Source organism: Ponticoccus sp. (in: a-proteobacteria) (genome assembly GCF_048381735.1).
In genome coordinates, this window is record NZ_JBLXGL010000003.1 from 169646 (window position 1) to 195670 (window position 26025).

Annotated in this window: 23 protein-coding genes and 1 tRNA gene; 11 read left to right on the top strand and 13 right to left on the bottom strand. The window is 66.4% G+C overall.

Translation table 11 applies throughout. The annotated features are described in order from the left end of the window. Window positions 1–368 precede the first annotated feature (368 nt). The 3 genes from ACN5KJ_RS07905 to ACN5KJ_RS07915 are packed head-to-tail and all read left to right on the top strand — an operon-like array spanning window position 369 to window position 4258. On the top strand, window positions 369–2690 hold the full coding sequence (locus ACN5KJ_RS07905; RefSeq protein ID WP_418593150.1) for a sensor histidine kinase: 2322 nt from the start codon (window positions 369–371) through the stop codon (window positions 2688–2690). A gap of 12 nt (window positions 2691–2702) precedes the next feature. Next, window positions 2703–3146 (top strand): response regulator, encoded by a 444-nt coding sequence (locus ACN5KJ_RS07910; RefSeq protein ID WP_418593152.1) that lies wholly within the window; start codon window positions 2703–2705, stop codon window positions 3144–3146. Further along, complete coding sequence (locus tag ACN5KJ_RS07915; RefSeq protein WP_418593154.1) at window positions 3143–4258, top strand: sensor histidine kinase; 1116 nt, start codon at window positions 3143–3145, stop codon at window positions 4256–4258. Before ACN5KJ_RS07910 ends, ACN5KJ_RS07915 begins: the two co-directional genes overlap by 4 nt. Window positions 4259–4424: 166 nt before the next feature. Here ACN5KJ_RS07915 and ACN5KJ_RS07920 read toward each other — a convergent pair whose 3' ends face one another. Continuing rightward, a complete protein-coding gene (locus ACN5KJ_RS07920) occupies window positions 4425–6077 on the bottom strand; it encodes a thiamine pyrophosphate-binding protein (RefSeq protein ID WP_418593156.1) in 1653 nt (550 codons plus the stop codon). Between the two features lie 378 nt (window positions 6078–6455). On the opposite strand from ACN5KJ_RS07920, the gene ACN5KJ_RS07925 reads away from it, so the two are divergent. The 3 genes from ACN5KJ_RS07925 to ACN5KJ_RS07935 all read left to right on the top strand — a co-directional run bounded on the left by ACN5KJ_RS07925 (window position 6456) and on the right by ACN5KJ_RS07935 (window position 7985). After that, window positions 6456–7376, top strand: a complete 921-nt coding sequence (locus ACN5KJ_RS07925; RefSeq protein WP_418593157.1) for an MYG1 family protein — start codon at window positions 6456–6458, stop codon at window positions 7374–7376. Then, window positions 7373–7858 (top strand): GNAT family N-acetyltransferase, encoded by a 486-nt coding sequence (locus ACN5KJ_RS07930; RefSeq protein WP_418593159.1) that lies wholly within the window; start codon window positions 7373–7375, stop codon window positions 7856–7858. The genes ACN5KJ_RS07925 and ACN5KJ_RS07930 overlap by 4 nt, the downstream gene beginning before the upstream one ends. Before the next feature lie 50 nt (window positions 7859–7908). After that, window positions 7909–7985: transfer RNA gene (locus ACN5KJ_RS07935), tRNA-Arg, on the top strand. Between the two features lie 340 nt (window positions 7986–8325). Here the strand turns inward: ACN5KJ_RS07935 and catB are convergent. The 8 genes from catB to ACN5KJ_RS07975 form a co-directional block, all read right to left on the bottom strand. Then, window positions 8326–8961 carry a type B chloramphenicol O-acetyltransferase gene (catB, locus tag ACN5KJ_RS07940; RefSeq protein ID WP_418593161.1) on the bottom strand — a complete coding sequence of 212 codons (636 nt, stop codon included), beginning with the start codon at window positions 8959–8961 and terminating at the stop codon, window positions 8326–8328. A gap of 501 nt (window positions 8962–9462) precedes the next feature. Next, entirely contained in the window at window positions 9463–10092 is a 630-nt protein-coding gene (locus ACN5KJ_RS07945) for a GntR family transcriptional regulator (protein ID WP_347165670.1), read from the bottom strand. A gap of 10 nt (window positions 10093–10102) precedes the next feature. Beyond that, on the bottom strand, window positions 10103–11176 hold the full coding sequence (locus tag ACN5KJ_RS07950; protein WP_418593163.1) for an ABC transporter ATP-binding protein: 1074 nt from the start codon (window positions 11174–11176) through the stop codon (window positions 10103–10105). Further along, window positions 11169–12902: an ABC transporter permease gene (locus tag ACN5KJ_RS07955; RefSeq protein WP_418593165.1), complete on the bottom strand. Its 1734-nt coding sequence runs from the start codon at window positions 12900–12902 to the stop codon at window positions 11169–11171. Before ACN5KJ_RS07955 ends, ACN5KJ_RS07950 begins: the two co-directional genes overlap by 8 nt. Before the next feature lie 58 nt (window positions 12903–12960). Continuing rightward, window positions 12961–14052: an ABC transporter substrate-binding protein gene (locus tag ACN5KJ_RS07960; RefSeq protein WP_418593166.1), complete on the bottom strand. Its 1092-nt coding sequence runs from the start codon at window positions 14050–14052 to the stop codon at window positions 12961–12963. Beyond that, a complete protein-coding gene (locus ACN5KJ_RS07965) occupies window positions 14049–14903 on the bottom strand; it encodes an alpha/beta hydrolase (protein WP_418593167.1) in 855 nt (284 codons plus the stop codon). The genes ACN5KJ_RS07960 and ACN5KJ_RS07965 overlap by 4 nt, the downstream gene beginning before the upstream one ends. 123 nt (window positions 14904–15026) lie before the next feature. After that, the gene (locus ACN5KJ_RS07970; RefSeq protein WP_418593169.1) at window positions 15027–15857 is read right to left on the bottom strand and encodes a carbon-nitrogen hydrolase family protein; all 831 of its coding nucleotides are present in this window, start codon (window positions 15855–15857) and stop codon (window positions 15027–15029) included. Further along, entirely contained in the window at window positions 15854–16759 is a 906-nt protein-coding gene (locus ACN5KJ_RS07975; RefSeq protein ID WP_418593171.1) for a proline iminopeptidase-family hydrolase, read from the bottom strand. Before ACN5KJ_RS07975 ends, ACN5KJ_RS07970 begins: the two co-directional genes overlap by 4 nt. 125 nt (window positions 16760–16884) lie before the next feature. Between ACN5KJ_RS07975 and ACN5KJ_RS07980 the strand changes: the two genes are divergently transcribed. Further along, window positions 16885–17655, top strand: coding sequence for an HpcH/HpaI aldolase family protein (locus ACN5KJ_RS07980; RefSeq protein ID WP_418593173.1), 771 nt, complete (start codon window positions 16885–16887; stop codon window positions 17653–17655). Here the strand turns inward: ACN5KJ_RS07980 and ACN5KJ_RS07985 are convergent. Beyond that, a complete protein-coding gene (locus ACN5KJ_RS07985; protein ID WP_418593175.1) occupies window positions 17637–18320 on the bottom strand; it encodes a LuxR C-terminal-related transcriptional regulator in 684 nt (227 codons plus the stop codon). The two genes, ACN5KJ_RS07980 and ACN5KJ_RS07985, sit on opposite strands and share 19 nt — an antisense overlap. Further along, window positions 18320–18994, bottom strand: a complete 675-nt coding sequence (locus ACN5KJ_RS07990) for an RraA family protein (protein ID WP_418593176.1) — start codon at window positions 18992–18994, stop codon at window positions 18320–18322. Before ACN5KJ_RS07990 ends, ACN5KJ_RS07985 begins: the two co-directional genes overlap by 1 nt. Window positions 18995–19099: 105 nt before the next feature. Between ACN5KJ_RS07990 and ACN5KJ_RS07995 the strand changes: the two genes are divergently transcribed. The 4 genes from ACN5KJ_RS07995 (at window position 19100) to ACN5KJ_RS08010 (ending at window position 22843) form a co-directional block, all read left to right on the top strand. Continuing rightward, the gene (locus tag ACN5KJ_RS07995; RefSeq protein WP_418593178.1) at window positions 19100–19966 is read left to right on the top strand and encodes a LysR family transcriptional regulator; all 867 of its coding nucleotides are present in this window, start codon (window positions 19100–19102) and stop codon (window positions 19964–19966) included. Between the two features lie 349 nt (window positions 19967–20315). Next, a complete protein-coding gene (locus tag ACN5KJ_RS08000; protein WP_418593180.1) occupies window positions 20316–20528 on the top strand; it encodes a hypothetical protein in 213 nt (70 codons plus the stop codon). 477 nt (window positions 20529–21005) lie between these two features. Then, window positions 21006–22211, top strand: a complete 1206-nt coding sequence (locus ACN5KJ_RS08005) for a cache domain-containing protein (RefSeq protein ID WP_418593182.1) — start codon at window positions 21006–21008, stop codon at window positions 22209–22211. 68 nt (window positions 22212–22279) lie between these two features. Next, on the top strand, window positions 22280–22843 hold the full coding sequence (locus ACN5KJ_RS08010; RefSeq protein WP_418593184.1) for a hypothetical protein: 564 nt from the start codon (window positions 22280–22282) through the stop codon (window positions 22841–22843). 5 nt (window positions 22844–22848) lie between these two features. Here the strand turns inward: ACN5KJ_RS08010 and ACN5KJ_RS08015 are convergent, their stop codons facing one another. Together ACN5KJ_RS08015 and ACN5KJ_RS08020 are read right to left on the bottom strand one after the other, a co-directional pair. Continuing rightward, window positions 22849–24828, bottom strand: a complete 1980-nt coding sequence (locus ACN5KJ_RS08015) for a glycosyltransferase (protein WP_347165683.1) — start codon at window positions 24826–24828, stop codon at window positions 22849–22851. Then, complete coding sequence (locus ACN5KJ_RS08020; protein ID WP_418593186.1) at window positions 24828–26000, bottom strand: HlyD family secretion protein; 1173 nt, start codon at window positions 25998–26000, stop codon at window positions 24828–24830. Before ACN5KJ_RS08020 ends, ACN5KJ_RS08015 begins: the two co-directional genes overlap by 1 nt. Between the last annotated feature and the right edge of the window lie 25 nt (window positions 26001–26025).

Consider the following 26025-nt stretch of genomic DNA (forward strand, 5'->3'; position numbering starts at 1 on the left):
TCTTGAGTGCCTCGCCGCCAATCTACCGCAGGGAGCCCGGGGCCCACAACCGGCGCGCGCAACACGCGGCGCCAGCGCGCCGGTCCCTGCGGCAGGGCGCGGATCGCGGCAGCCCCTTGGAAGAGGGACGGGCCGCAGCGCATCCGGCGCCTGCACCACACGCTCTTCTGCGTCCGGTCAGGCACGGTTCGGCCCTCCGAATGGGCTCGGGAGATGCGGGGGAAAGGACAAACGCGGTGCATTTCCCCCTGCCGAGGCAGTGCCTTTTCCACTTTCTTTCACGGTTCGTTAAGAAGGCTGCCCCACTCTTTACAGGGACCGGGCGACAGGATTGCCCGGCGCCGAGCCCTGGACCGGGAAGGACACGCGTGGCACGCTGGGACCAGAACCGAAGCCCCTTTACCCGCATCGGCTTTCGCGGGCGCCTGATCCTGTTGGGCCTGCTGGCTTCGCTGCTGGCGGCGCTGATGGTGGGAACGATCGGCTACCGCGCCACCGACCATGCGGCGCGCGACGGTGCCTCTGCCCTTCTGGCGGCCGAGGCACGGCTGAACGCGGAACGCGTCATGGCGCCCCTCGATACCATGCGGACCGAGACGGAGATCTTTGCCCGTCTGCCGATCGTCGGACGCATGGCCCCCGGGTCCGGCCTTCCCGAGGCACAGCGCGAGGATCTGAAACACCGGCTGGCGCTGGTCTTCTCCACCCTGCTCAGCGAGCGTCCCGCCTATTTCCAGGCCCGCCTGATCACGCTGGCCGATGGCGGGCGCGAGATCGTGCGCATCGACGTCGGCCCGGGCGGCGCGCAGCCCGTTGCGGGTGACGCGCTGCAGCGGAAGGGGGCCGAACCCTACATGGTGCCGCTCATGCAGGGGTTGGTGGACCACGGGTATTTTTCTGCCGTCACCCTGAACCGAGAACACGGGCGCGTGCAGGACAATGCCGCGGTGACGATCCGCTACGTCCAGCCGGTGCGCGACAGCCGGGGGCGCATCTTCGGGGCCATCGTGCTGAACGCGGACATGACCCGGCTGTTCGGGGCCGTCACGCCGCACCTCGCCCCCGATCACCGGCTGCACATCGTCACCGATAGCGGCGATCACATCACGCTGGGGCCCGAGGGGCCGGAAAACACCCTCCGGTTCCACGGCGCCCCGGATTTCCAGCCGCTCGACTGGCCCGGTGCGGGGCATACGCTGTCGGCAGAGGGACAGCGCTTCGACGCCGGCGGTATCGTCGCCCATGCGCTGACGCAGCCCATGCAGGGCGCCGCCGGGCCGATGCCCCTGACCGTTGTCGTCACCACGCCCTTGGCCAGCCTGCTGGCCCCGGTGCACGACCTGCTGAAACACACCGTAGTGCTGTCCGTCCTTGCCGGGGCGCTGGCCCTGGCACTCAGCTTCGCGGTCTGGCGCCTGACCACGCGGCCGATCAAGCCGCTTCTGGCCCTGACGGAACAGGCGCTGTCCCGCCACGCCTCGGGCAAGGCCGTGGCGCTGGATACGACGGGGGATGCAATCAATGACCTCAAGGGGTCTCTGGTGGCCGTGCTGGACAATCTGTCCGAGGCCAGCGACCGCGCGCGGGCGATGTTCCAGGGCACCGCCGACGGCGTCATGATGGTCCGGCGCGATGGCACCCTCACCGATATCAACCCCTCTGCTCTGGCCATGTTCGGCTATCGCCGGGACGATACCGTCACGCTGGAAATGCTGGTTCCACCGGAATCCCGCATCGCCCACCGCGCGCTTGTGCACGAGGCGGACATCGGTCCGCAGGGGCGCCGCATGGCCGGGACGCGCCCGATCCACGGTGTGCGCGCCGACGGTTCGACCTTCCCGATCGAAATCACCATAAGCCCGGTGGACTATCGCGGCGAGACCCAGTTCGTCGCGATGATCCGGGACATCTCGATCCGGGCCGCGACAGAGGCAGAGCGCGAGGCGCTGATCGCCGATCTGGGCCGGGCGAAAGCCGATCTCGAACGCTCCAACGACGAGCTCAACAGTTTCGCCTATGTCGCCTCGCATGACCTGAAGGCGCCGCTGCGGGTGATCGACAACGCCTCACGCTGGCTGGAAGAGGATCTCGGCGAAACCCTCGACGAGGACTCGCTGGAAAACATCGGCCTGATGCGCAGCCGCGTGGCCCGCATGGAACGGCTGCTCGACGACCTGCTGATCCACTCGCGGATCGGGCGCGACGACCGGGTTCATGCGCCGGTGGACGGCGACGAGCTGATGGCCGCGGTCCGTGGCCTGACCAACCCGCCCGAGGGCTTCACCATAGGGTTCGACGAAAGCCTGTCCCGGATCTCGCTGCCCCGCATGCCGATCCAGAACGTGCTTCTGAACCTCGTCTCGAACGCCATCAAACATCACGACCGCACCGATGGCACCGTCCGCGTCTCGGTCGAGGAAACGCCAAGGGCCTATATCTTCACCGTCGCCGACGACGGGCCGGGCATCGCGCCAGAATATCACGAGCGCATCTTCGGCATGTTCACCACCCTGCGCCCCCGCGATCAGGTCGAAGGCAGCGGCATGGGGCTGGCCATGGTGCGCAAGACGCTGGTCACCGTCGGCGGCGAGATTGCCCTGACTTCCGCCCCCGGCAAGGGCAGCCGCTTCGTCGTCACCTGGCCCCGCGCCGCGGCCCCTGCGGCGGCGCAGCCGGACAAGGCAGCCTGAGGAGCGGAGCCGATGATCACGGGACAGAAATCCATGCCCATCAATATCCTGCTGGTCGAGGATGACAACGGCGACGCCAAGGCGGTCATACGCGCCTTCAAGCGCGCGCAGATCGCCAACCCCATCGTACGCGCGCGCGATGGCCGCGAGGCACTGGAGATCCTGCACAAACAGCGCCCCGACATGCCCGAGGCCCCCTTCATCTGCCTTGTCGACGTCAATATGCCCCGCATGAACGGCCATGAATTCGTCGCCGCCCTGCGCGCCGATCCGGATCTGCGCAAGCTGGTGGTCTTCATGCTGACCACCTCGAAGATGCGCGACGATGTCGACCACGCCTATGACAACAATGTCGCGGGCTACATCGTGAAGGAATCCGCCGGTGCCGATTTTCTCGACCTGATCGGAACACTCAACGCCTATTGGCGCCTCGTCGAACTGCCGGACATGCCATGACCCCATCCCAGGATTGTCCGGGAACGGGCCCCGACCGGCCGACTGTCATCCTGATCATCGACGACGATGCCGGCGACACGAAATTGCTCTGCCGCGCGCTGGGCGAAAGCGGCCTGTCCTGCGCCCTGCGCCGCGCCCGATCCATGCAGGCGGCCCTTGGCAACCACGGCGAAGATGCCATCGACCTCGTCTTCCTCGACTACGGCCTGCCCAACGCCGACGGGCTGGTCAATATCGACACGGTTCTAGGGCAATGGCCCGAAGCCGCCGTGGCCGTGGTCACCGGACAGGGGGACGAGGTCATCGCCGCCGCCGCCATCAAGGCAGGCGCCATCGACTATATCCCGAAGCGCCACATCGCCCCCGCGTCCCTGCGCCGCCTTGTGCAGAACGGGTTGGAGGTCACGCGCCTGCGCCACCAGATAGAGGCGCAGCGGCAGGAACTCGACACTTTCGCCCATACGCTCGCCCACGATCTGAAGGCGCCGCTGCGGGCGCTGGACTACTTCACCCTGTCGCTGGCAGAGGCCATCGCCACAGGCGACAGTCACGCGATGACGGCGGACCATACAGAGATTGCGGGCCTCGTCGCGCGCCTGCACCGCACAATCGATACCCTCGCCGCGCATCTGCACCCGGGTCAGGGTGATGCCCACCGCCCGGAACCGGCGGACGCGCTTCTGCGCGCCGCCGCCGCGAACCTGCACGCCGAGATCGCCGAAAGCGGCGCGGCACTGCGGGCCGGGCCCCTGCCGGTGGTCCTTTGCGCTGGCAGCGAGGTGATCCAGCTGTTGCAGAACCTGATCGGCAACGGGATCAAGTATTGCCGCGACCACCCGCCCGACATTCACGTCAGCGCCGCGCCGACCCATGCCGGGCGCTGGGTCTTTTCAGTCCGGGACAACGGCATCGGGATCGCGCCCGAACATGCCGAGCAGGTGTTTCAGCCCTTCCGCCGCCTTCACCGCGAAGAGGAGTTTCCCGGCACCGGGCTGGGGCTTGCCACCTGCGCAAAGATCGTGCGCCGCCATGGCGGACGGATCTGGTGTGAACCCCAGCCGCAGGGCACGCTGTTTCGCTTCACCCTGCCCGCCGCGCCGGAACCACCGTGAGGCGGCACGGGCCGAGGCAGAAGGCGGGCGACAGCGGCTTGAAACCCGCAAGCGGCATCCGACCAAGGGGTTGCCCCTTTCTCAAAAGGGACAGTGCGGGCCGGGATGCCCTGCGGATGCCCAGGCCGCACGCTCCGCCCCCACGGATCCTTCCGGCTTCGCGGGCTCAGCCTTTCAGCGCGGCGGCCCGCATCTGGCTCAGCGTCTGCCGCGGGGTGATTGCCTCTGCCGCGATCTCGAGATCCAGCACCGCGCCGGTATCCGAGGCCATGGCGCGGGCAAAGGCCTCGGGGAAGGCCTCGGTCGTCGTCACGCGCTCGGCATGGAAACCATAGGCCTGTGCCAGCATGACGAAGTCCGGGCTGACCATATCGGTGCCAGAGACCCGGCCCGGGAACTGCCGTTCCTGATGGGCGCGGATGGTTCCGTAAACGCCATTGTTGAGGATCAGCACGATGGGCCGCGCCCCCGCCTGCGCCGCTGTCGCAAGTTCCTGGCAGGTCATCTGGAAATCGCCGTCCCCGGCAAAGCAGACCACGCAGCGCCCCGGGTCCGCAACCTTGGCGGCGATGGCCGCCGGCAACCCGTAGCCCATGGCCCCGGACTGTGGCGCAAGCAGCCGCGCCTTCGGCCCGAAGGGGAAGAACTTGTTCGGCCAGACGCTGAAGTTTCCGGCGCCGTTGGTCAGCACCACGTCCTCGGGCAGCACTGCGCGCAGATGCGCCGTCACCTTGCCCATGTCCACGGGGGAGGGCTGGTCCGGCAGTTCCAGTCCCGCCAGGTAGGCCGCGCGCCCCTCGGCGCACCAGTCAGCCCATGGGCCCTCGCAGGGTTTTAGCGCGGCGGCAAAGGCGTTCACACCCGCCACGATCCCCAACGCGGGCCGATAGATCTTGCCGATCTCGGCCGCATCGGCGTGGACATGCACCAGAGCCTGCCGCATCTCCGGCAGATCGAAGAGCGTGTAGCCATCCGTCGTCATCTCTCCGAACCGGACGTTGACCGCAAGGATCAGGTCCGCGCCCTGCAGCACCGCCTTGACGTGGGGCGGCATGCCGACACCGGCCTCGCCGCAATAGACATCGGAACGGTTGTCGAAACGATCCTGAAAGCGGAAGGCCGCGACGACCGGGATGCGCGCGGCCTCTGCAAAGGCCTGCAGATCGGCGCGACCCTCGTCGCTCCAGCCGCTGCCGCCCATCAGAATCACCGGGCGCGCGGCGCCCGCCAGAAGCTCTGCCAGCCGGTCCATCGCGTCGGCGTCCGGCGCGGGCTGCGCCAGCGGCACCGGCCCGCTCAGGGGCGCCATGTCCGAGGTGTCGACCAGCATGTCCTCTGGCAGGGCGATGACCACCGGGCCGGGGCGCCCGCTGGTGGCAACGCTCCAGGCGCGCGACAGGATTTCGGGGATGCGGTCGACGTGGTCGATCTCGACCGCCCATTTCGCCATGGTGCCGAAGACAGCGCGGTAATCGACTTCCTGGAAGGCCTCGCGCCCGCGCATGTCGGTCGCCACCTGCCCGACAAACAGCAGCATCGGCGCGGAATCCTGCATCGCCGTATGCACCCCGATCGAGGCATTGGTCGCCCCCGGTCCCCGCGTCACCATGCAGATACCCGGCTGTCCTGTCAGCTTGCCCCAGGCCGCCGCCATGAAGGCCGCCCCGCCCTCTTGGCGGCACAGCACGTAGTCCAGCGCGCCCGGCGTGTCGTGCAGCGCGTCGAGCACCGCAAGATAGCTTTCGCCCGGCACCCCGAAGGCCTTCGTCGCCCCAAGGCCCACAAGACTTTCGACCAGAAGCTGTCCACCGTTGCGCATATCGTCCTCCGCGGTTGCCGCAGGGCACCGGACCACCCCGCGCCCCCGAGGGCAACCGGAAACTTGCCGGGGGAGCAGCATCGGGGGCCGAAGCCCGCCCGCCCCCGTCCAAGCCGGACCAGACCAAGGGACAGGCCGGGGGGGCAGCCCCGCCAAAGCCGCGCCCCCGGGCGGAGCTTTCGCCCCCGGATGGGTCCGCCCGGCCGTTCGCCCGATCTGGCGCCCGATCTGGCCACGGCTTGACTCCGATGCGCATTTGGGGTCGTTGTCGGCATCTGAAACTGCGGGACAACAGCCGCGAACCGGCCCGAACCCGGCCCCGATCCACAGCGCCCCGCAGGCCCGATGCGGCCTGCCCGGACCCAGACAGGCCCCCCGATGACCGTCACCGAACTTGTCACCCATTCCGGCGGTTTTCACGCCGACGAGATCCTGTCGACGGTTGTTCTGAGCCGCCTCTACCCCGAGGCACGCCGGTTGCGCAGCCGCGCCCCTGCCCTGACCTCCTCGGCCCCCGGGCGCATCGTCTACGACGTGGGCCGGGCCTATGACGCCGCCGCCGGGCTGTTCGATCACCATCAGAAACCGGCGCCGCTGCGTCCCGACGGCGCGCCCTACAGCTCTTTCGGATTGATCTGGCACCATTTCGGCACCGATTACCTGCGCGCGCTTGCCGTGCCCGAGGCCGATCTCGCGACGCTGCATGCGGACCTGGACGATAGCCTTGTCCGCCCCATCGACCTGATGGACAACGGCGCGCTCGATCCCTCTGCCGCGGGGCCGCTGGCCGGTCTGACCCTGCCCGCCCTGCTGGAGCGCATGAAGCCCGCCTTCGACGCCGGTGGCCCCGACGCGGAAGAGGCGGCCTTCGAAACGGCCCTTGGCCTTGCGCGCACCGTGCTGGAGGCCTCTGTCGCTACGCTCGCCGCGCGGGCACGGGCGGAAGGGCGCGTTCTGGCGGCCATCGCCGAAACCGGCAACCGCCGGGTGCTGGAACTGCCGCAGGGGATGCCGCACCTCTCGGCGATCGAGAAGGCCGGGGCGGATCACCTGCTGTTCGTCGTCCACCCGCGCGACGGGGACTGGGCGCTGAACACCATCCGCAAGAGCGCCGGAACCTTCGACAGCCGCGCCGACCTGCCCGCTGCCTGGGCCGGTCTGACCGACGCGGCGCTGGAACAGGCCAGCGGCGTGCCGGGCGCGCGCTTCTGCCACAACGCCCGCTTCATCGCCGTGGCGGCCACCCGCGAGGCCGTGATGGCGCTGGCGGAGAAGGCCGTCGCCGAGGCCCTGGCATGAGCGCGCCCTGGACCCTGGATCCGGTGACCGACGCGGATGCGGCGGTGGATGACCTGCTTGCACGCCACCATGCGGACATGCGCGCCGGGTCGCCACCCGAAAGCTGCCACGTCATGACCGCCTCGGCCCTGCGGGCTGCCGGGGCACAGGTCTACGCGCTGCGCGACGAGGCGGGGGCGGTCTGCGCGGTGGGGGCGCTGAAACCCCTGACCGATGGCCCGCTGCCCGGTCCGGCGGTCGAGTTGAAAAGCATGCACGTCGCCCGCGCCTGCCGGGGTCGGGGGCTGGGCGGCATCCTGCTGCGGCACCTGCTGGGACGCGCCCGCGAGGGTGGCGCGACCAGCGCCTGCCTTGAAACCGGCACGCAAGATGCCTTCCTGCCCGCACGGGAGCTCTACGCCGGGGCCGGGTTCACCGAATGCCCGCCCTTCGCGGACTACCGCCTCGATCCGCTGAGCGTTTTCATGATGCGGCGCCTGTAACCCGCAGACCGCTTGCGCCGCCTCGCGAAAGCTTGCAAAAGCAAGGCAGCGGTCCCTTAGCTCAACTGGATAGAGCAGCTGACTTCTAATCAGCAGGTTTGGGGTTCGAGTCCTCAAGGGATCGCCAATGAACATCTTGTTGCCAACGAGATAATGCGCCCGCAGCGAACGGCAGCAAGGTCCCGCACAGCCAATCTCGGACCGTTCAAAATGCTGCGGCCTGCATGAATAACCGGTTCGGGGAAGCTGCGTTACGGCGATGACCATCGAGTCGGGGGGCCGGATTGGGCCGCAGTGGGCAGGGCCATCTTTTTCAGGTGCGGCAGGCAAGTCGTGATCGGGCGGCCAGGCGTCACCGTCGGGGGCATTTCCCCGCTCCTCAGTTGCCGCATCGCCGCAAGCCAGCTGTGGGCCCATAGCCGTCGGTGGTAAGCACTCGCTATAGAAAACATAGCGAGTGCCTAGGCCTACGAGGTGCAGATAGGGGTTCTCCAAAACCCATGTAGCGCTTCGATATCGCCGCTGGTCAGGATAGGCATCGCGGTTTGCAGGCGGTCTTCTGGCCACTCCCACCACTTCAATTCAAGCAAGAGGTCGATGTGGTGCGCGCTGAAACGCTTTCGGATTTCCTTTGCCGGGTTCCCGCCGACGATGGTGTAAGGCTCAACATCTCGCGTCACCACTGCGCGCGTGCCAATTACGGCCCCATCGCCGATCCGGACCCCCGGCATAACGATAGCTTCCGATCCTATCCAAACGTCGTTTCCGACCACCGTGTCACCGGCCGGGCGATAGCCGTTCGCAGCGCCCTCGAAGGCAGGGACATCTGACATCCAGTAGAATGGAAACGTGCTGACCCAGTCATTTCTATGGCCCTGATTGCCAGCCATAATGAACGCCGCACCCGATCCGATGGAACAGAAGCTTCCGATCAGAAGACGGTCAACCCCCTCCTCAGGGAGGAGATAGCGGGCGCAATCCTCGAAGCTGTGACCGTGGTAATAGCCGGAGTAGTAGCTGTAGCGTCCGACCAGGATGTTTGGATTGGTGACCTGCTTGTCCAAGGTGATCCCCCGGAACGGGCTCTCGAAGTAGTTTTCCATTTGAAACCTCTGAATAATCTTGTCGTTCGCGACCATGCGAACAGAGTGCGACCGCAACTTGCGGCGCACGATTACCCGGCGCTTTGGCGCAGGGCGTTATTCAGTTGGTTCGTTCCGCTGACTTCATTGCGTTTCTTGCCATGCGTTTCTTGCCATGTCGAACTGTCGTCAGACCTAGCGTTTCCGCCCCCGAACGCAAGCCCGTTCAATGGCGCCAAGGGTGAGGCCCGACCTCATTCGTGGCCTCACGCCTTGCGAAAGTCGGATTTTTTGCACTGCGCGTGCGGCACAGATCGACCGAGATCTTGCCGGGCACCGCAACTTTGCAAAGCCCGCTTCCTGCGCAAAGGGGCCACCCAGGGGCTTGGGCACGGTCTGCGCCATCTGCGCTTCAAGGGCACCAGACGCTTCGATTGCGGCGCATGTTGTTGTTCACCGATCTGGGTCCCCAACGCGTCACACACGCACCGCTTCGCGACTTCGGCCAGCCGGGACGCGCTATCACGAAGGATCCTGCCACCGGGTCAGATGCTGTCCTGTCAACTGCCGGAGCGCCTCTGCGTCCCGGATTGCAACTGCCCTGGCCATATCGAGATGATCCTGGCTGGACCGGCGGACATTGGCGCCTATCGACCAACTGGACCAGTCCCCAGGAAGATCCCGTTCGCGCAGGTCGTTGATCGTATCGGCCAGCAGGTGGTTGGCCAGGGGCGCGACGAGGGCGCGATGAAAGGCATGGTTGAGGGCCCTCATCTCAGGATAGGGCAACCGGTCCACCCCCGCGTCGAAGGCCTCCGCGGCCTCCTGAATGCTTGCCACGTCCTGCTCCGTGGCAGAGGCGACAATCGCCTCCGCCGCCGGGAGCTCCAGCATCAGCCGTATTTCGGTGATCTGTTCGCGAACCTCGGTCGAGGGCTGTACCACGCGGAAACCACGGTTGGGCACATGTTGCACCATCTGCCCCGCTGCCAGCGTCGCAAGGGCGGAGCGCGCCGAGGCGCGGGTACATCGGTAGCGGTCCTGAAGGTCGATCTGGCGCAGCCATTCCCCCGGGCGCAGCGCGCCCAGCAGGATGTCGTTGCGCAACCGCTCGGTCACATCCGCGGCGACGATGGTCTCTGGCTTGCTCACCGCCCTGCCCTCACTGATCCGCGGTGAAAACCACCGCATCCTGTTGCCGGATCCAGATCCGCCCCGCCCCGCACGGCTGCGGCGTTTCAACGTTCAGCCGGATCGCCGTGCCGGCCACGTGGGCCTCTTGCTCGAAGTGATCGCCAAGATAGCTTTCAGCCCCGAACGCCACGTTGATTTCAGACGCATTTTCGCACGGGGTGCAACTGACGAGATGGGGGCGCACGGCCAGAAGCTGGTCTCCGGCCGCCAGATCGCCCGTGGGAGTACGGGCCCGGATCGCCTGCCCGTCGGGCAGGGTCACGGTGCAGGCCCCCGGTTCGGAGACCGCCGAACCGGTGACCGCCAGCAGGTTGGCATTGCCGATGAAGCTGGCCGCGAAGGGATGCCGAGGATCGGTATAGATCTGCTGCGGCGTACCGAGCTGAACCACCTTGCCGCCACGCATGACGACGATGCGGTCGGACATGGCCAGCGCCTCGTCCTGGTCGTGGGTGACGTAGATCGTGGTCAGGCCCAGTTCGCGCTGGATGTCCTTCAGCCAGACCCGTGCCTGCTGGCGCAGCTGCGCGTCGAGGTTCGACAGCGGTTCATCGAGCAGCAGCAGCGGCGGGCGGAAGACGATGGCACGGGCCAGCGCCACGCGCTGCTGTTGCCCGCCCGACAGCTCGCCCGGGTAGCGCTTGGCCAGCGGGCCCAGCTCGACCAGTTCCAGCGCCTCGGACGTGCGCTTTGCCCGCTCGGCCGCCGGGACCTTGCGCAGCTTCAGCGCCATCCCGACGTTGTCCTCAACCGTCAGGTGGGGCCAGAGCGCATAGCTCTGGAAGACCACACCGAAGCCGCGTGCCTCGGGCGGCAGATAGGCGCCTGTGGCGGCATCGGCCAGCACGCGCTCACCGAAGGTGATGCGCCCCCCGGTCGGCTGATCGAGACCGGCGACAGAGGCCAGCGTCGTGGACTTTCCGCAACCGGAGGGCCCGAGCAGGGTCAGGAATTCGCCCTCCTGCACGGTCAGGTTGATACCGTCGATGGCCAGCGCCTGGCCGTAGCGGCGCGAGAGGTCGGAGAGAACAAGTTCAGTCATAGATCTTAACCTTGAAGAGGACGCGGGCGAGGATCAGCAGCACGGCGACCAGCACGATCTGGAAGGAGGCGAAGGCAGCCAGCGGGCCCACGTCCCCGTTGGTCCAGAGTGACAGCATCGACACGCCCATCACCTCGAGCCCCGGAGCCATCAGGAAGATGGCGATGATGTAGGACTTCAGGTGAAAAACGAAGAGCAGGATGAAGCTGCCCAGAAGCGCGGGTTTCAGCAGTGGCAGCAGCACGATGCGCATGGCCCCCAGCCAGTCCGCGCCGACCGTGCGGGCGGCCTTGTCCAGGTCGCGACCGATCTGCACGATGGCGGGCTGGATCACCCCAAGCGCCAGCGGCAGGGTCGCCATGACATAGGCCACGACGATGATGCCGATGTTTCCGCGCAGCCAGCCCATGGGCGGCAGGAGGACGGCGGCATAGAAGACGCCGAGGCCGGTGATCATGCCCGGCACGATGCGCGGTGAATAGGCCAGCGCCTCCAGCGTGCCGGAGAAGCGGAAATCCGAGCGCTGGATCACCAGCGCCACTGCCACCGCCAGCAGCGTGCCAAGGCTGGCCGAGAGCAGAGAGATTTCGACGGTGTTCCAGATCGCCCGCACGTTTGCCTCATCCGCGAAGAGCTTGGCGAAGTTGTCGAGGGTCAGGACCTTGGTGATCGGCACGAGGGGCGACAGGAAAGAGGTGAAGGCGCGCAGGATGATCCCCGCCACCGGTACGACGACGGTGGCCAGCAGCAGCGTGGCGAAGACCGCGGCTATCGGCCAGCGCAAGCGCCCGAGGCCAAGCGTCATCGGGCGGGTGCCCTTACCCTTGACCGTTTCGTAGCGGTGGCCCTGGCGCAGCAGCAGGCGCTGCACGATCAGGGTCGAGCCAACCAGCGCCATCAGCAGCAGCGACGAGGCCGCGACCAGCCCGTGGTTCGGGTTCGAGGCGGCGATGCCCTCGCCGTAGAGGAAGGTCGAGAGGGTATCGATACGGGCCGGGCGCGCCAGGAACAGCGGGATCGACAGGGTTTCCACCGCGATCACCAGGTTCAGCGCCGTGGAGGTGATGATCGAGGGGATCATCAGCGGCAGCGTCACCTTGCGCAGCACCTGCAGGGGCCCCGCCCCGACGGTCCGTGCCGCGCTTTCCAGCGTCGAGTCGACCGAGCGCACCGCGCCATAGAGGCAGTAGAGATAGGCCAGCGGCGCCTGGCTGACACCGGCCACAACCGACATGCCCGCGATGGAATAGAGGTTCCACGGCGCGCCCCCGGTAGATTGCGCGATGGACTGTGTGATGAAGCCCGAGGGGCCGTACATCACCACCCATCCCAGAGCGAAGATCAGGTGCGACAGGTAGAGCGGCCACATCAGCACATCGCCCATGACCTTGCGGCCCGGCATGTCGGTGCGCCCGATCAGCAGGGCGGCAGCGATGCCCAGAACCTCGGCGATGACCACGCTGAACAGCGCGAAGAGACCGGTGGTCAGGGCAATGCGGCCGATCCGCTCATCCCTGACAAGCTGGCCGATGTTTTCAAGCGTTAACTGCCAGCCATCGGAATAGAGCGGCCGGTCGACGAAGACCTGCAGCAGGATCGGCAGCGCCGGTGCCAGCATCAGGGCGGCGGTGATCGCGAAGATCAGCCATTGCGCCAGTCGGGCGCGGTCGAAGGGCGCCGCAGAGCCCGGGTCCGGGTCGGACCTGGTCAGGGACAGGTGGGCCATGGGTACTTCCTTTCAGGACGGGGCCGGCGCGGGGAGCGCTGCGCCGGCCCCGTGCAGCTCACATCTTGAAGGCCTCGCCCCAACGGGCGTTGAAGGCTTCGAAACCCGCGACCATCTCGGTGTCGTAGTCGACCAGGATCAGGTTCTCCTCTCCACCGATCGCCTCGATCACATCATCAAGCGAGAAGGTGGTCTCGCCCTCCGGCTGGACGCCCGGGCGATAGGCCGTCAGTTTGCCGTCAGCCACCCCGTACTGGCCCGCCTCGGACAGAACGAAGTCCAGGAAGACGCGTGCGGCGGCACCGTGCGGAGCCTCGGCGGTGATGCCCATGCCGCGAAGGAACACCGGCGTTCCGTCAGAGGGGAAGGTCCAGCCCAGCACCTGGCCGATGCCATCGTCGAGTTTGCCGAAGACCACCGGGCCGGACACGAAGAAGGAAGACGAAAGCTCACCCGTCAGCGTGCGTTCGATCATCCCGCCTGCGCCGCCGCCCGGGCGGGTCAACGGGCCGGCAGACGCGAACCAGTCCCAGGCCGCATCACCGTGGAACTTGGCGAAGGCATAGCCGATGGAGCCGCCGAAGGCATAACGACCGTCATAGGTGCCGACCTTGCCCTCGAAGACCTCTGGATGGGCCGCGATATTGCCGAAGTACTCTTCCATCGAACTGACCTGCAGCTCTTCCGGCACCGTGATCTTGTTGTAGACCGTCACCATCGGGTCAGCCGAGAAGGTATAGAGGCCCGGTTGGGGGTAGGACCAGGCCGGCAGGTTGGCCTGCTCGGGCGAGGCGTAGTCGGCCAGGGTGCCTGCCTCGACCGCGCGGATCCAGTCGGGGATCGAATTGGCGATGACCAGGTCGGCGCTGTCGACACCGGTGCCGATCTCTGCCTCGTAGCGCGAGAAGGCCTCGGAGGGGCCCATCTCGACCGACTGGACCTCGATCCCGGGATAGACCTCGTTGAAGGCCTTGACCACCGGGCCGAGATTGGTGTTCGACAGGTTGGTGTAGATCAGCAAAGACCCTTCGGTCCTGGCCTGGGCAATCAGTTCTGCGTAGTCGGCGGGGTAGCCCGCGGGGACCTCCTGCGCCTGAGCGGCGCCGGCGGCCAGCAGGGCCGCAGCCCCGGCGATCCAGTAACGGGTCATGTGTCACTCCTGTTGGTTGTTCGAGGTTGGCTTGCATCTTGGGTTTCGTCGAGCCAGCCGCGCAGGATCTGCGCGGCGGCCCCGGCGCAGGGGGCAAGCTTGTGCCCCACGCCGGCAATTTCCGTGTAGGTGACCGGGGTGCCATGGGCCGCCAGGTCGGCCTTCAGGCTGCGGGCCTTGTCCTGCCGGGACAGCCCCGCCAGATCCGCATCCGCAGAGCCGAAGCGGGTGCCCGGCGCGCGCGAAACCAACCCTGCCGCGCGATCGTCAGCCCCGATCAGGATGGCGGTGGGCAGCTGCGCCAGACCCGCGAGATCCGGCGCTTCTCCAAGGGCGTCCTCTATGCCCTTCAGGCCCGGCCACCAGCCCACATCCTCGCGCAGCAGCGTGACCCCGCCGGGCGCTGCCAGGATCAGACCGTCAAGACGACCGGCCCGCACCAGCGCATAGCGCTGCGCGAACTGTGCGCCGCCCGAGAACCCGAAGAGCCAAAGCGCCCGGGGCGCCTGTCCGAGCTGCCGCACCGCGTCGTCCAGGATCGAGTCCATCAGCTTGAGGTAATCTTCGCCGCCGCCGCGCAGGAACTTGTAGTCGTCCGCCACATCAGCCCCCTCCACCCTTTCGGGAAAGTAGGGCAGCAGCAGGCTGACCTGCCCGTCCAGGTCCAGTCCTTCCAGCAGGCCGCGCAGGTCGCGATCGCTGCCATGTGCGGCGATCAGCAGCGGCGCGCCGGGCTGCCGGGCCGGACGCAAAACGTAGCGCCAACTGCCCTGCGGCAGCACGCGCACCGGCAGCCCGTCCAGCCGTGCATCAAGGGTCGTCAGGGGATTGGAAGCAGCGGGCAGTGTCATTCAGAGGCTTTCAGACAGTTGATTTCGGGGCTTTGCGGTGCCGCAACATTTTTGCCGCCTACATTGGCGCCAATTTTAGCCTTGTCAATTTCCCGGCTTCGTCGCGCCCTTGCGTCTTGGGTTTCAGGCTTCATGAGTCACGCCCTCCAGCTGCCGGGTCTGCCGCAGGACAGGAATGCGCCTACGGGTTGCCTCGATCTCGGCCTGGTCTATCTCGGCCAGGATCACTGCCGGATCGTCCTCGGCAGCGGCCAATACCTCTCCCAGCGGAGAAATGATCCGCGACTGGCCGAAGGTCGTCACCCCGTCACGGGTGCCGCATTGCGCCGCCGCCACCACGTAAGAGCCGGTTTCGATGGCGCGCGCCTTCAGCAACGGCTCCCAATGCAGCGGTCCGGTGATGGGCGAGAAGGATGCAGGGATCATCAGCACCCCTGCCCCGGCGCTGGCCAGTGCCCGAAAAAGATAGGGAAACCGCAGATCGTAGCAGATCGCCAGCCCCAGCTTGTGTGCCGCCGCCTCGCAGGTGATGGCGCCCCGCTCTCCGGGAGCGACCACGCGGCTTTCGATGAAATCCCCGGCCCCGCCCAGAGCCACATCGAAGGTGTGCAGCTTGTCGTAGCGGGCGGTGACACGACCGTCAGGAGCAATCATGTGCGCCCGGTTATGAATTCGCGCGCCTTGGTCCTGCCGCAGCAGAAGCGAGCCTGTGTGCAGCCAGATCCCCAGCTCTGTCGCCAGTGCGCGGCACAGGGCCAGCGTGCTGTCCTCTGCCTCGGTGCGGCAGGTCGCGGGGTAGTCGAACTGATCGCGCAGCAGCAGATTGGCGGCTTCCGGCAGGCTGACGACCTGTGCGCCCTGCGCGGCGGCCTCCCGGACCAGCCTGTCGATCTCGGCATTGTTGGCCGCGACATCGGCCGTCGAACACATCTGGATGGCGGCAAAGCGTGTCATGCGGCCACCTCGTCGAGGAAGCTGGAGACGCTGCGCATGCAAAGCGCGGGTTCTTCTACATGGGGCATATGGCTGGACCCTCCGAGGATCACCCACTGGGCGCCTGGGATCTTCTGGGCATAGGCCTCGGCGGCGCGCGGCGTCGCCTCGTCGAACCGCCCGGTCAACACCAGCGTCGGGGCCTTGACCCGGTGCAGGCGGTCCTCGATGGTCCAGTCCTTCAGCGTGCCGATGACATGGAACTCGGTCGGGCCATTCATCGTGTGATAGACGGTCGGATCGGCTTCGATCGCATCGAATGTGGCCACCACCTCCGCCGGCCAGGGATCCGCACGACAAACATGGGCGCGGTAGAAAACCTCGGTCGCGGCGAGGTAATCGGGGTGGCTGAAATCGGCAGTTGCCTCATGGGCCAGCAGGGCCTCATGCACGCCGCCGGGCAGTTCACGGCGCAGGCGCAGCGCCTCTTCGACCCAGGTCGGGAAAGAGCTGGGGGAATTGGCGATCACCAACCCTTGCAGGCCTTCCGGCTGCAGGACCGCATGTTCCGCCGCCAGCATCCCGCCCCAGCTTTGCCCCAACAGGCAATAGCGGTCGCGCAGACCCAGGTGATCCAGCAGCGTATCGAGTTCTTCCAGAAACAGCTCCACCGTCCAGAAATCCGCGCCTGCGTCGGGCAGGTGGGTGGAGCGCCCGTTGCCCAACTGGTCATAATGCACCACGGCACGGCCGGTTTCGGCGATGGCGCGGTAGGCATCGACGTAGTCATGGGTGCAGCCCGGCCCACCGTGAACGACGACCAGCGGCGGCGGGCCGGCGCGCAGGTCGCCCGTCACGCGATACCAGGTCCGATGCCCCCGAAAGGGGCAATGGCCCTCCTGGCTGATCATCTCCTGCGGCATGCTACCCTCCCTCGTTCCATTCCCAGATCCTTCGCGAACCCGCCGCCGCCGCGTAAGCTGCAAGATCTTGCAGGCTGTCGCGCCCCGGCCCTGCCACTAGCCTGCCGCGAAAACGGTGCGATACGATGCCTCTTACCGACAGATCCCTGCGCCTCTCCCTGCTGGGCGGCACGCCTCTTGCGGGCGCTTTCCTTTTCCTCGGAGCCCCGGACGTGGCAGAGGTGATGGCCAGTGCCGGGCTGCCCCTGCTGATCGTCGACCGCGAACATGCGGCGGCCGATCTTTCCGGCGCCCTGCACGAGTTGCGCGCGATCCGCTCTGTTTCGGACGCCTTCGTGATGGCCCGCGCCCGCGACGGATCCCCCGGGGCGATAAAGCCGCTGCTGGATGCAGGCTTTGACGGGGTGATGGTGGCCGACGTGCGCAGCGCCGCGCAGGCCCGCGCCATCGCCGAGGCCGCCCGCTATGCGCCCCTTGGCCGCCGCGGGGCGCAATTCACCGTGTCGCGGGCCGCGGCCTACGGGACCGACAAAGACCACCCGGCGCGGGCGAACGCCGGACTGCTGCTGGCCGTGATGATCGAAAGCCGCGCCGGGCTGGAGGCCATCCCCGAGATCGCAGCCGTGCCCGGCATCGACCTGCTGTTTCTCGGCCCGCTGGACCTGACGTCGGACTACGGCACCTTCGGCGACCTCGCCTCGCCTGAACTGGCGGGCGCTTTGCGCCGGGCCGAGGCGGCGACCCTGGCCAGCGGCAAGATGCTGGGGGGCGCCTGCCTGCCCGGAGAAACCGCGCGGGACCTCTTCGCGCGGGGCCATGTCCTCGTCTCCTCCACCTCCGACGTAAGCCTGCTGCGCGAGGCGGCCCAGCGGGCGGTTCAGGTGATCCAGCCCTGACGGGTGGCCAGCACCGCCGCATGAGAGCGGTTGCGCGCGCCCAGCTTGGCCGCCGCCGCCTGCAGGTGCTTCACCACCATGCTTTCGGACCGGCCCAGCACATGGGCGATCTGCTTGGCCGACAGCCCGTCGGCGGTATGTCCCAGGCACTCCGCCTCGCGCGGGGACAGCGGCCCCCGTGCCGGGGCGGCGCCGATCCGGTCCTGCAAGCCAAGGGCCATCACCGCAAACTGCGCCAGCGCCGCCTCCCCCACCTCTGCCTCCACGAAGGCCGTCAGCGTGGCGAAGCCGCGCCCGGGTAGGTGCAACGGCATCGTCATGCCGCGCCCCAGCCCCCAGGACAGAAGCCGCTCGCGCACCTCGCCCACCTCCGGCCGCTCGAGGTCGTCGGCGATGCGCGAGGGCTCTCCGGCATGATAGCTCCAGGCAAAGGGTTGCAGCATGCGCGCCGCCCGCCCCTGCACCGGATCGGCCCGGTAAAGCGACCGCCCACACCAATCGGCCACCAGCTGCTCGGCGCTGCCGCGGGCCTCGATCAACTCCGGCAGGACAAAGCGTGCCGGGTCCGGGCTGAAGGGAAGCGGAGAGTAGTCATAGACCAGCCCCCGCACCCCGGCCCCGAGGGCGGCGAAGACCTGGTCTACCTGTGACCCCGCCGCGCCCATCAGGTGATCGCCTCGATCCGGGCGGCGACCATGGCACTTGCACCCGACATCTCTCCGATGGGACGGCCCTCTGCCACACCGGCGAGGGTGCGATCGGTCAGCGCCTGAAGCGCCTCGGCCTGCGCCAGCACGCCGTCCAGCTCTGCCGGATGCAGGCTGACGACTCCCAGGTCGTCGGCGAGGATCGCGTCGCCAGCAAGGACCGGCACGCCGCCGACCGAGACGGGACAGTTCAGGGCGCCACCCTGCCCGGTCAATCGCGTGGTCAGCACCGCCGCCCCGCGACTGAAGACCGGCAAGCCAAGCTCGGCCAGCTCCCGGGTATCGGTATGGCAGCCGTCGATCACCACCCCGGCCGCCCCGGCATTGCGGATCGCCCGGGCCACGCCACCGCCCAGGCAGGCCGCTTGCCTGTCGCCGCGCCGGTCTATCACCAGCACGTCCCCCGGCCTCAGCAGGCCTGCGGCATGGTGCAACAGCGTGGAATCGAACCCGGGCAGGCAAAGCGTCACCGCGGTGCCCGCAAGACGCGGCACCGGCGCCACGGGCCGGACCCCCGGCTCCATCACCCCGCGATCCAGGAAATGCCCCAGCAGGACGGTTTCGAACCGAGCCAGCCGTTTCAGCCTTTCGGCAGAGATCGCGGTGGGCATGGCGGCAAGTGAATAGGTCATGGGATCTCCAACTCGTTTTCCCTATCACGCAACAGACAAGCATCAGCGGTCCACTTGAATTGCCTGATCCATCCGATAGAATTTTTCGATCAATGCGGAGCCCCCATGCAGATCCACAGCCTGCGCACCTTCTACTGGGTCAATCGCCTCGGCAGCTTCCGCAAGGCGGCAGAGGTGCTGAACATTTCGCAGCCCACCGTCTCGGCCAGGATCCGCGGGCTGGAGGACGAGCTGGGCGTGCCCCTGATGCTGCGCGATGCGGGCCTCTGCCTTACTCCGCAGGGCGAAGAGTTGCTGGGCTACGCACGCCAGGTGCTTCGCCTGACCGACGACCTCTCGTTCCAAAATGCACCGCAATCCCGGGCGAGCCGACTGCGGCTAGGAGCCAACGGGCCTGTGGCCGCCACCTGGCTGATGGCCCTGGTCGACCACCTGGAGGCGCAGCATCCCACCCTGCGGCTGGAGATCGAAGTGAACCAGAGCGCGACCTTGCTCAAGCACCTCGCGACCGGTCAGCTCGACCTTGCAATCCTCTCGACCGATACGCCGCACCCCGACCTGAAGCTAACCCCGCTGGGGAAGTTCCCCATGATTTGGGTCGGCGCCCCTTCCCGCTATGGCGACAGGCTCGACGACGAGGCCCTCTCCCGCTCCCCCATCATCGGCTACAACTGGGAATCCCCGATTCACGACAGCACCCGTACCCCGGCCTTCGGCCCAGGACGGCACCATCGTTTCGCCCACTCAGACAGCCTCTTTATGATGATACGCCTTGCGGTGAACGGCATGGGCCTGGCACTTGTGCCGGAGCATGCGGTCCAGCAGGAACTGGCAAGCGGCCAATTGGTCCGGATCACCGTTGAACGCCACCCTGCCCCGCTGGAAGTATGCGCGGCCTACCGCCGCGAGACCCTTTCTCCCCCGGCCCAGGACGCCCTGACATTCGCGTGTCGTGCCATGCCGCCGCGATAACCGAATCCGGGCTCCTGCGGCTCAATGATGCACTCAAGCCTTACTTGAGGGTGGGCTTTTTCTCCAATTGGCCGCGCATGAAAACGTCGCCCCCCTCACCGGTCAGGAGCGTTTTTCCCGGATTTTCAGGTGCCCCCGGGGGCTAGGTGTTTGCTCCGACGGTTTGATGCCGTGATCCTTTCGAAGGCATGGAAGGATGCCCTGTGGGACAAGTTCGTCACGGAAGCCCAGGACCACGCAGGCCGTCAGCGCAGCAAAACAGCCCCCGCAAGCTTCGCTCGCGACGCTGACCCACCGCCGCCGTTTGATGGAAGTCGAGCCAACCCGACTTTCCAAAGAAGACCGCGCGATGCAGGAAGGATGCCGCGACGGTGCCGATACATTCGACCTGCGCTCGGCGCATCATATCGACGAGATCGCGGCGGCGCTTCATGCAGAGCTTCGCTGGATCGCGGAAGCGACAACCCATGTCTGGCGCAGCCTTCATCATAACCTGGCAGGTGGCAGGTCACCGTGCATGGCTATGCCCTGCGGCGAAAAACGACATCCAGCAACACATTGAAGTGGCTGGTGAATATACAAGGCACTGCGATCCGGAACCATCCGGCCGTGCAAGCCTATGGTACATTGGCTCTGACATCGCGCAGACGGACCCGGCACAGAAAGGCCGGCGCGCGCGGGTCTTCACAATCGGCTCTCGCGCCAGAACCGGCACGTCGACGCCCCGTGACAGGACGCGGCGGTGGCCGCAGAGGCCGCAAATGCACAATCAGCTTAAAATTGCAGAACGCGCCAGCATTGGCCTCGAACCTCACAGCCGATCGATGTAGGGTACAGGGGCGGCAGCCACGCAACGCCTCTGAACAAGGGTCTTTGGTGCCGCAAGAAAATGGCCAACCCGATCTCGGCCTGTGCCGGCCCGTCATATCCCCACTTCAGAATGGAACGCCTTTACACAGATTTGCCTCACTCCAAAGTTTCGCCCCAGGGTTGATTTAGGGCGGGACTTTCCAGGCAGGCGTCAAGGAGGAAACGCAGAATGCGCAGAGCACAGAAAAACCCGTCGCCCCGTGCCATCACCTGGATCGCGACAGCCCTTCTGCTATCCGTGCTCTGTGCCGCCCTGTTCGTGGCTTTTATCGTCACGCAACGCAGCACCCTGGCGCAGCAACACCTGCGGCATGACGTGGTCCTGCGCGGCGCTGACGCGGTCGCCCTCAGCTTCAACACGGCCCTGAAGCGTGAATGGGGAAGCCTTCACGCCGTGGCAGGCAATATCAGCAATGCCAGCAAGTCCGAGACCAATGACTTCATGGATGCCGTGCCGCAGGCCGGGGGACAGGTCGCCTGGGCGGGTGTCGCCGATCTGGACGGTCGCATTCTGTCCGGCTCGGGCCGTGCGCGTGAAGGAGAGGACGTCAGCCAGCGCCGCTGGTACCGCGAGGGCCTCCGCCATCCCAGTGTCGGGAATGTCTATGCCAGCAATTCCCTTCAGCAGTCCCTGCTGAATCTCTCGACCCCGGTTCGGGACAAGGACAGCGGTGAGGTCACGGGCGTGCTGGTCTACAGCCTGCGGATGGATTGGGTCGAGAACTTTCTCACGCTTGCGCGTGAACAGCTGAAAATCGACGTGGTCGTGCAAAATCGCGAGGGCGAGACGCTGGTGGATACCCGGGACGTGGCGCGCAGCCTTCCCGAGGCCGCAGTGGCGCAGGCCAGGCTGGGTCGCGATCTGGCCGGCAACTTCTACCTGCTCGACCAGACGGACGGGATATATGCGTTTTCTCCCAACTTCATCAGCGACGATCTGCCCGACTTCGGCTGGCGGGTCTTTGCCGTGCTGGACTCCAGCAGCCTGATCAATGTGATGCCGCAACTGCTAAGGACCTCTGTGCTTGCCGTCTCACTCGCGGCGGGCTTCGTGCTGATCGTGACATTGATCGCTGCCCGTATTGTCCTGCGTCCCATCGAGGATCTGGTCGGCACCGCCGCGGCCATGGCCGAGGGCGAATTCAGCTATCCCCGCGAAAGCCGAAGCTCTCGCGAGGCGATCACACTGTCACAGGCCCTTACGCGAATTCAGGGCACCCTGGCCTTGCTTCAGAAACGGAAAGCGGGCCGGGACACCCCTTCCCTGCGGGATGGCGGGGAGGGTGGCGACGGCCCCCGGCCGAACGAGGGCGACGCCCCGGACCACCCGCAGGACGCAACGTGGCAGCCCAGGCAGACAAGCGGACAGAAATGAGCGGACCCCGACACGCGGCGCGGGCCACCCCCGCCTTCCCCCGATACATCAGACGGACCAAGCCCAACATGACAAGACCGATCGTACTGGCCCTTCCCCTGCTCTGCCTGTCGAGCCTCGAAGCAGGGGCCGATGGCAGTTTTCTGCAGTTTGACCTGGGCCCGGAGACGTCGGATTCCGTGCTGGCGACCACACGCGGCAAGATGAGCTTCGGCGCCAACTACTCGACCTATGACAGCGGCTGGAGCGCCGGCCTCCATGTCACGCGCGATTTCGTCCTAGAGAACATCGCGACGGTCAAGATCGGGCCCAGCCTTGGCCGCAGTGACGACACGGACGGCTGGTCGCTGGGCGGCAAGGTGATCGTGGAGCGCTATCAGCCGACCGACTTCGGGTTCATGTTCCTGTCGGCCCAGTACAATACCTACCAGAACGACTGGTTCGCGCTGGCCCAGTTCGGCAATGCGTCGGGCCTGTCGGTCGACCTGACGGCGGGTGGCAGCGAGACCTATTCCGAGCAGGCCGTCGCGGTGAACTATCGCCTCGACGACGAGGGGCCTGTCCGCCTTCGCGCGGGCTACCGCTTTGACGCGCAGCAGGTCTTCGTCGGGCTGTCCGTCAACACCTACTAGGCGCGTCAGCTGCGCCAGATACCGAAGCCCCGAACGATGTCCCGGGTCAGCCGCTTGAGTCTGACCTCGGTCACCCCGGGCTCGTGGCCTTCCGCGTAGAACTTCACGAACAAGGCTTCCCGTTGCGCATCCGTCGGCAGGAGCTGAAGGCGCAGACCGTCCGACACTTCGGCAATCGCATAGGTTTCAATCGGCCCGGGGATGTCCTCGACCAGCAGCTGACCGCGCGCCTGAACCGGGATTTTCAAGCCGCGGATGCGCACCGTGTCCATTGTCAGCGAGGTGATCCACAGGTCGTGCTGCTCCCCGTCCTTCCAAAAGACCGCGCGTTCCGGCCTGTCGCTGACATGAAGTTCCTTGCGCGGGCGCTCGATGCAGGCAAGGCAGGTCACGGCCAGCACGGCCAGGTTGTACAGGCTCCAGAACAGGATGACCCATTTTCCGTCGCCGGCGGAAAAGGTCGCGTAGTGGTCGAAGACGATGCCCAGAAGCAACCCGGCAAGCGTCAGAACGAAGCCGATCAGGAACGGCATCATCAGGCGCCACTGCACCACGACCCGTGATCGGTCTCCGCCTTTTGCCGTGACCGAGAAAGGGTGCCCATGCGGCTTGAACAATCCCGTGAAGGCGGCGCGGGTGATCGGGATCGCCCCCAGAAGCTGGCTGACATCGTTCAGGATCGGCACGACCATGCCACGGGTCAGGAAGTTCAGCGTGAACAGGACCCAAAGGTAATAGGCGCCGAAATAGCTGATCACATCGGGCAACCGCGCATTCACGACGACGACGTCGAAGAACCAGTACAGAAGCGGAAAGACGATGGCCGCGATGCGGAACGGATAGGTGGTTGTCCAGTAGAGGATCGAATCCACCACGCTCCAGCGGTCGCGCAGGCGCAGGTTGTTGGCCGACAGCGGTCCCAGCGACGACCGTGCAATCTGCATCAGGCCAAGGCACCAGCGCGCGCGCTGCGTGACGTATTCTTTCAGGCCCTCCGGTGCCAGCCCTTCGGACAGCGGCTCTGCCAGGTAGACGGACCGCCAGCCCGCGTTTTGCAGCGCCAGGGTCAGCATGAAGTCCTCGGTGACGGACTCGGTGTTGAACCCGCCAATCTCCCGCAGCGCGGTCCAGCGGACCACAGAGGATGTGCCGCAGCAGAAGGCAATGCCCCAGCCATCGCGCGAGGGCTGCATGTGGTCGAAGAAGAACCGCTGCTCGTCGGGATAGGACCGCCCCAGATTGAAGTTGTGCTGGATCGGATCCTGATTGAAAAAATGCTGCGGCGTCTGGACAAGTCCGACCTCGGGGTCGTGAAACAGCGCCAGGGACCGCGACAGGAAGCCCCGGTGCGGGACGAAATCGGCGTCGAGCACCGCGACGAAGTCAGGCGGAACCGCATCCTCGGCCAGCCGGTCCAGCGCGTGATTGATGTTCCCGGCCTTCTGGCCCTCGTTGGTCGGGCGGCACATGTAGCGCACCTGCAGCTCGGCGCAGAAGTCGCGCAGCCAATCCCGCCGATTGTCGTCGCAAACGATGATTTCCTTGTTCTGATGCCGCAGGAACTTGGCGCCGACGATGGTTCGTTCCAGCACGTCCCTGTCTTCGTTGTAGGTCGCAATCAGGATCGCGACCCGCGGATCCCGCTCTCCCCACCAACCGGCATGGGCGTCGGCCTCCTTGCTGCGCAGCTTGTAGCGCGACAGGATCACGAAGGCACTCAAGGACCCCAGAACCGAAAAGGCTTCGAGGGCGAAAAGCAGCCAGCTTCCAACCATGTCGAAACTGAGCTCGGCAGGCGCAAGCGTCTGTGTCGCGCGCCACCACATGTACCGCAGCGCAAGCAGACCCGCGATGCCCAGCAGCAGCGCGCGGTGCCGGGGCCGCCGGGAATCGATGACAAAGGGCATCAAAGACCCGACACCGATCACCAGAAGCAGATGCATGGCGGCAGAGCCCAGTTCCCCGAGATGCGGAAAGGGCAGCATCAGTTCAGCAGGGCCCGGACCCAATCGAGGGGGCGCTCGTCAAAGAAGGCACGCCCGGTGCGACCGATAGAACAGCCGCGCTCGCTGTCGGCGGTCAGCTCCGGCACCAAAAGGGATACGTCATAGCGTTCGAGGTGCTTCGTCGAAGGCGACACGGCGAGGTTCTGGTAAATCCTTTCCGCCCCCGCACCGGCCAGACGGGCCACCGTGCCCTCGTAGACCTTTTCCCTGCCGGTCAGGCGGAACGAGGCGGGCTCGCCGATTTGCAGCGAGTTGAAAATCCGTTCCGTCACGGAGAGCGACACAAAGGTTGCATCACAGTTCACCAGCCTGAGGATCGGATCGCCCCGCTGGACGTTGACGCCATCGGCTTGCAGAAGCTCCCAGTACAGCCCGTTGACCGGCGAGGCGATTTCACCGCCATTGGCGGTGTTCACACGCAGGTTCTCGCGCTGGCTTCGCGTGGTTATCGCGTTCAGTCTGCTTTTCGCCTCTGCAAGCGCGTTCTCAAGCTGCAGGATGGCGCCTTCCAGCTCTGTTGCGCGCTGCTCGGCATTGGGTGAATCGTTGTAGCCGTCGCCAAGAAACACACCGTCCTGCGCTGTTGCGAGGGCGATCTCCAGCACCTCGACGCGTTCGCGCGCGTGATCGAGGACAAGGGGCGCCAGCCCCGGCTCCATGGGAATGCGGCCCGGCAGTTCGCCAACCAGCGAGAGCACGTCCTGATCGATGTTCTCCGGCAGATCGCCGCCCTCAAGGATGGCAAGCCGCAGGCGGGCATGTTCGAGACGGGTGGTCAGTTCCTTCAGCCGCGCGGCGCGGAACGTTTCCGAACGCGCCAACAGGCTGTTCTGCATGTCCCGGGTGCTGTTCAGGTCGTCCTCGATGCGGGCAATCTCTGCCTCGGTGAACGCCCGCTCCATCCGCAGGTCGTTCAGCCGGACGGTATCGACCAGCGGATCGTCAATCGTGGCAATGATCTCTCCCTTGTGAACCCGCGCACCGAAAGGAGTGTCGGGCAGGCTGAGATCACCGGCCGTATTGGCGCGAATGGTCACCATCGGCGCATTGACGAAGGCATTTGCACTCGCCCCGGCCATTTGCTCGATGACAATGACCCACAGGGCACCCGCAATCAGCACGATGCTGAGCATCAGACGTAGCAATTTCATGCTGGGTCTCCCCTCCCACAGTTAC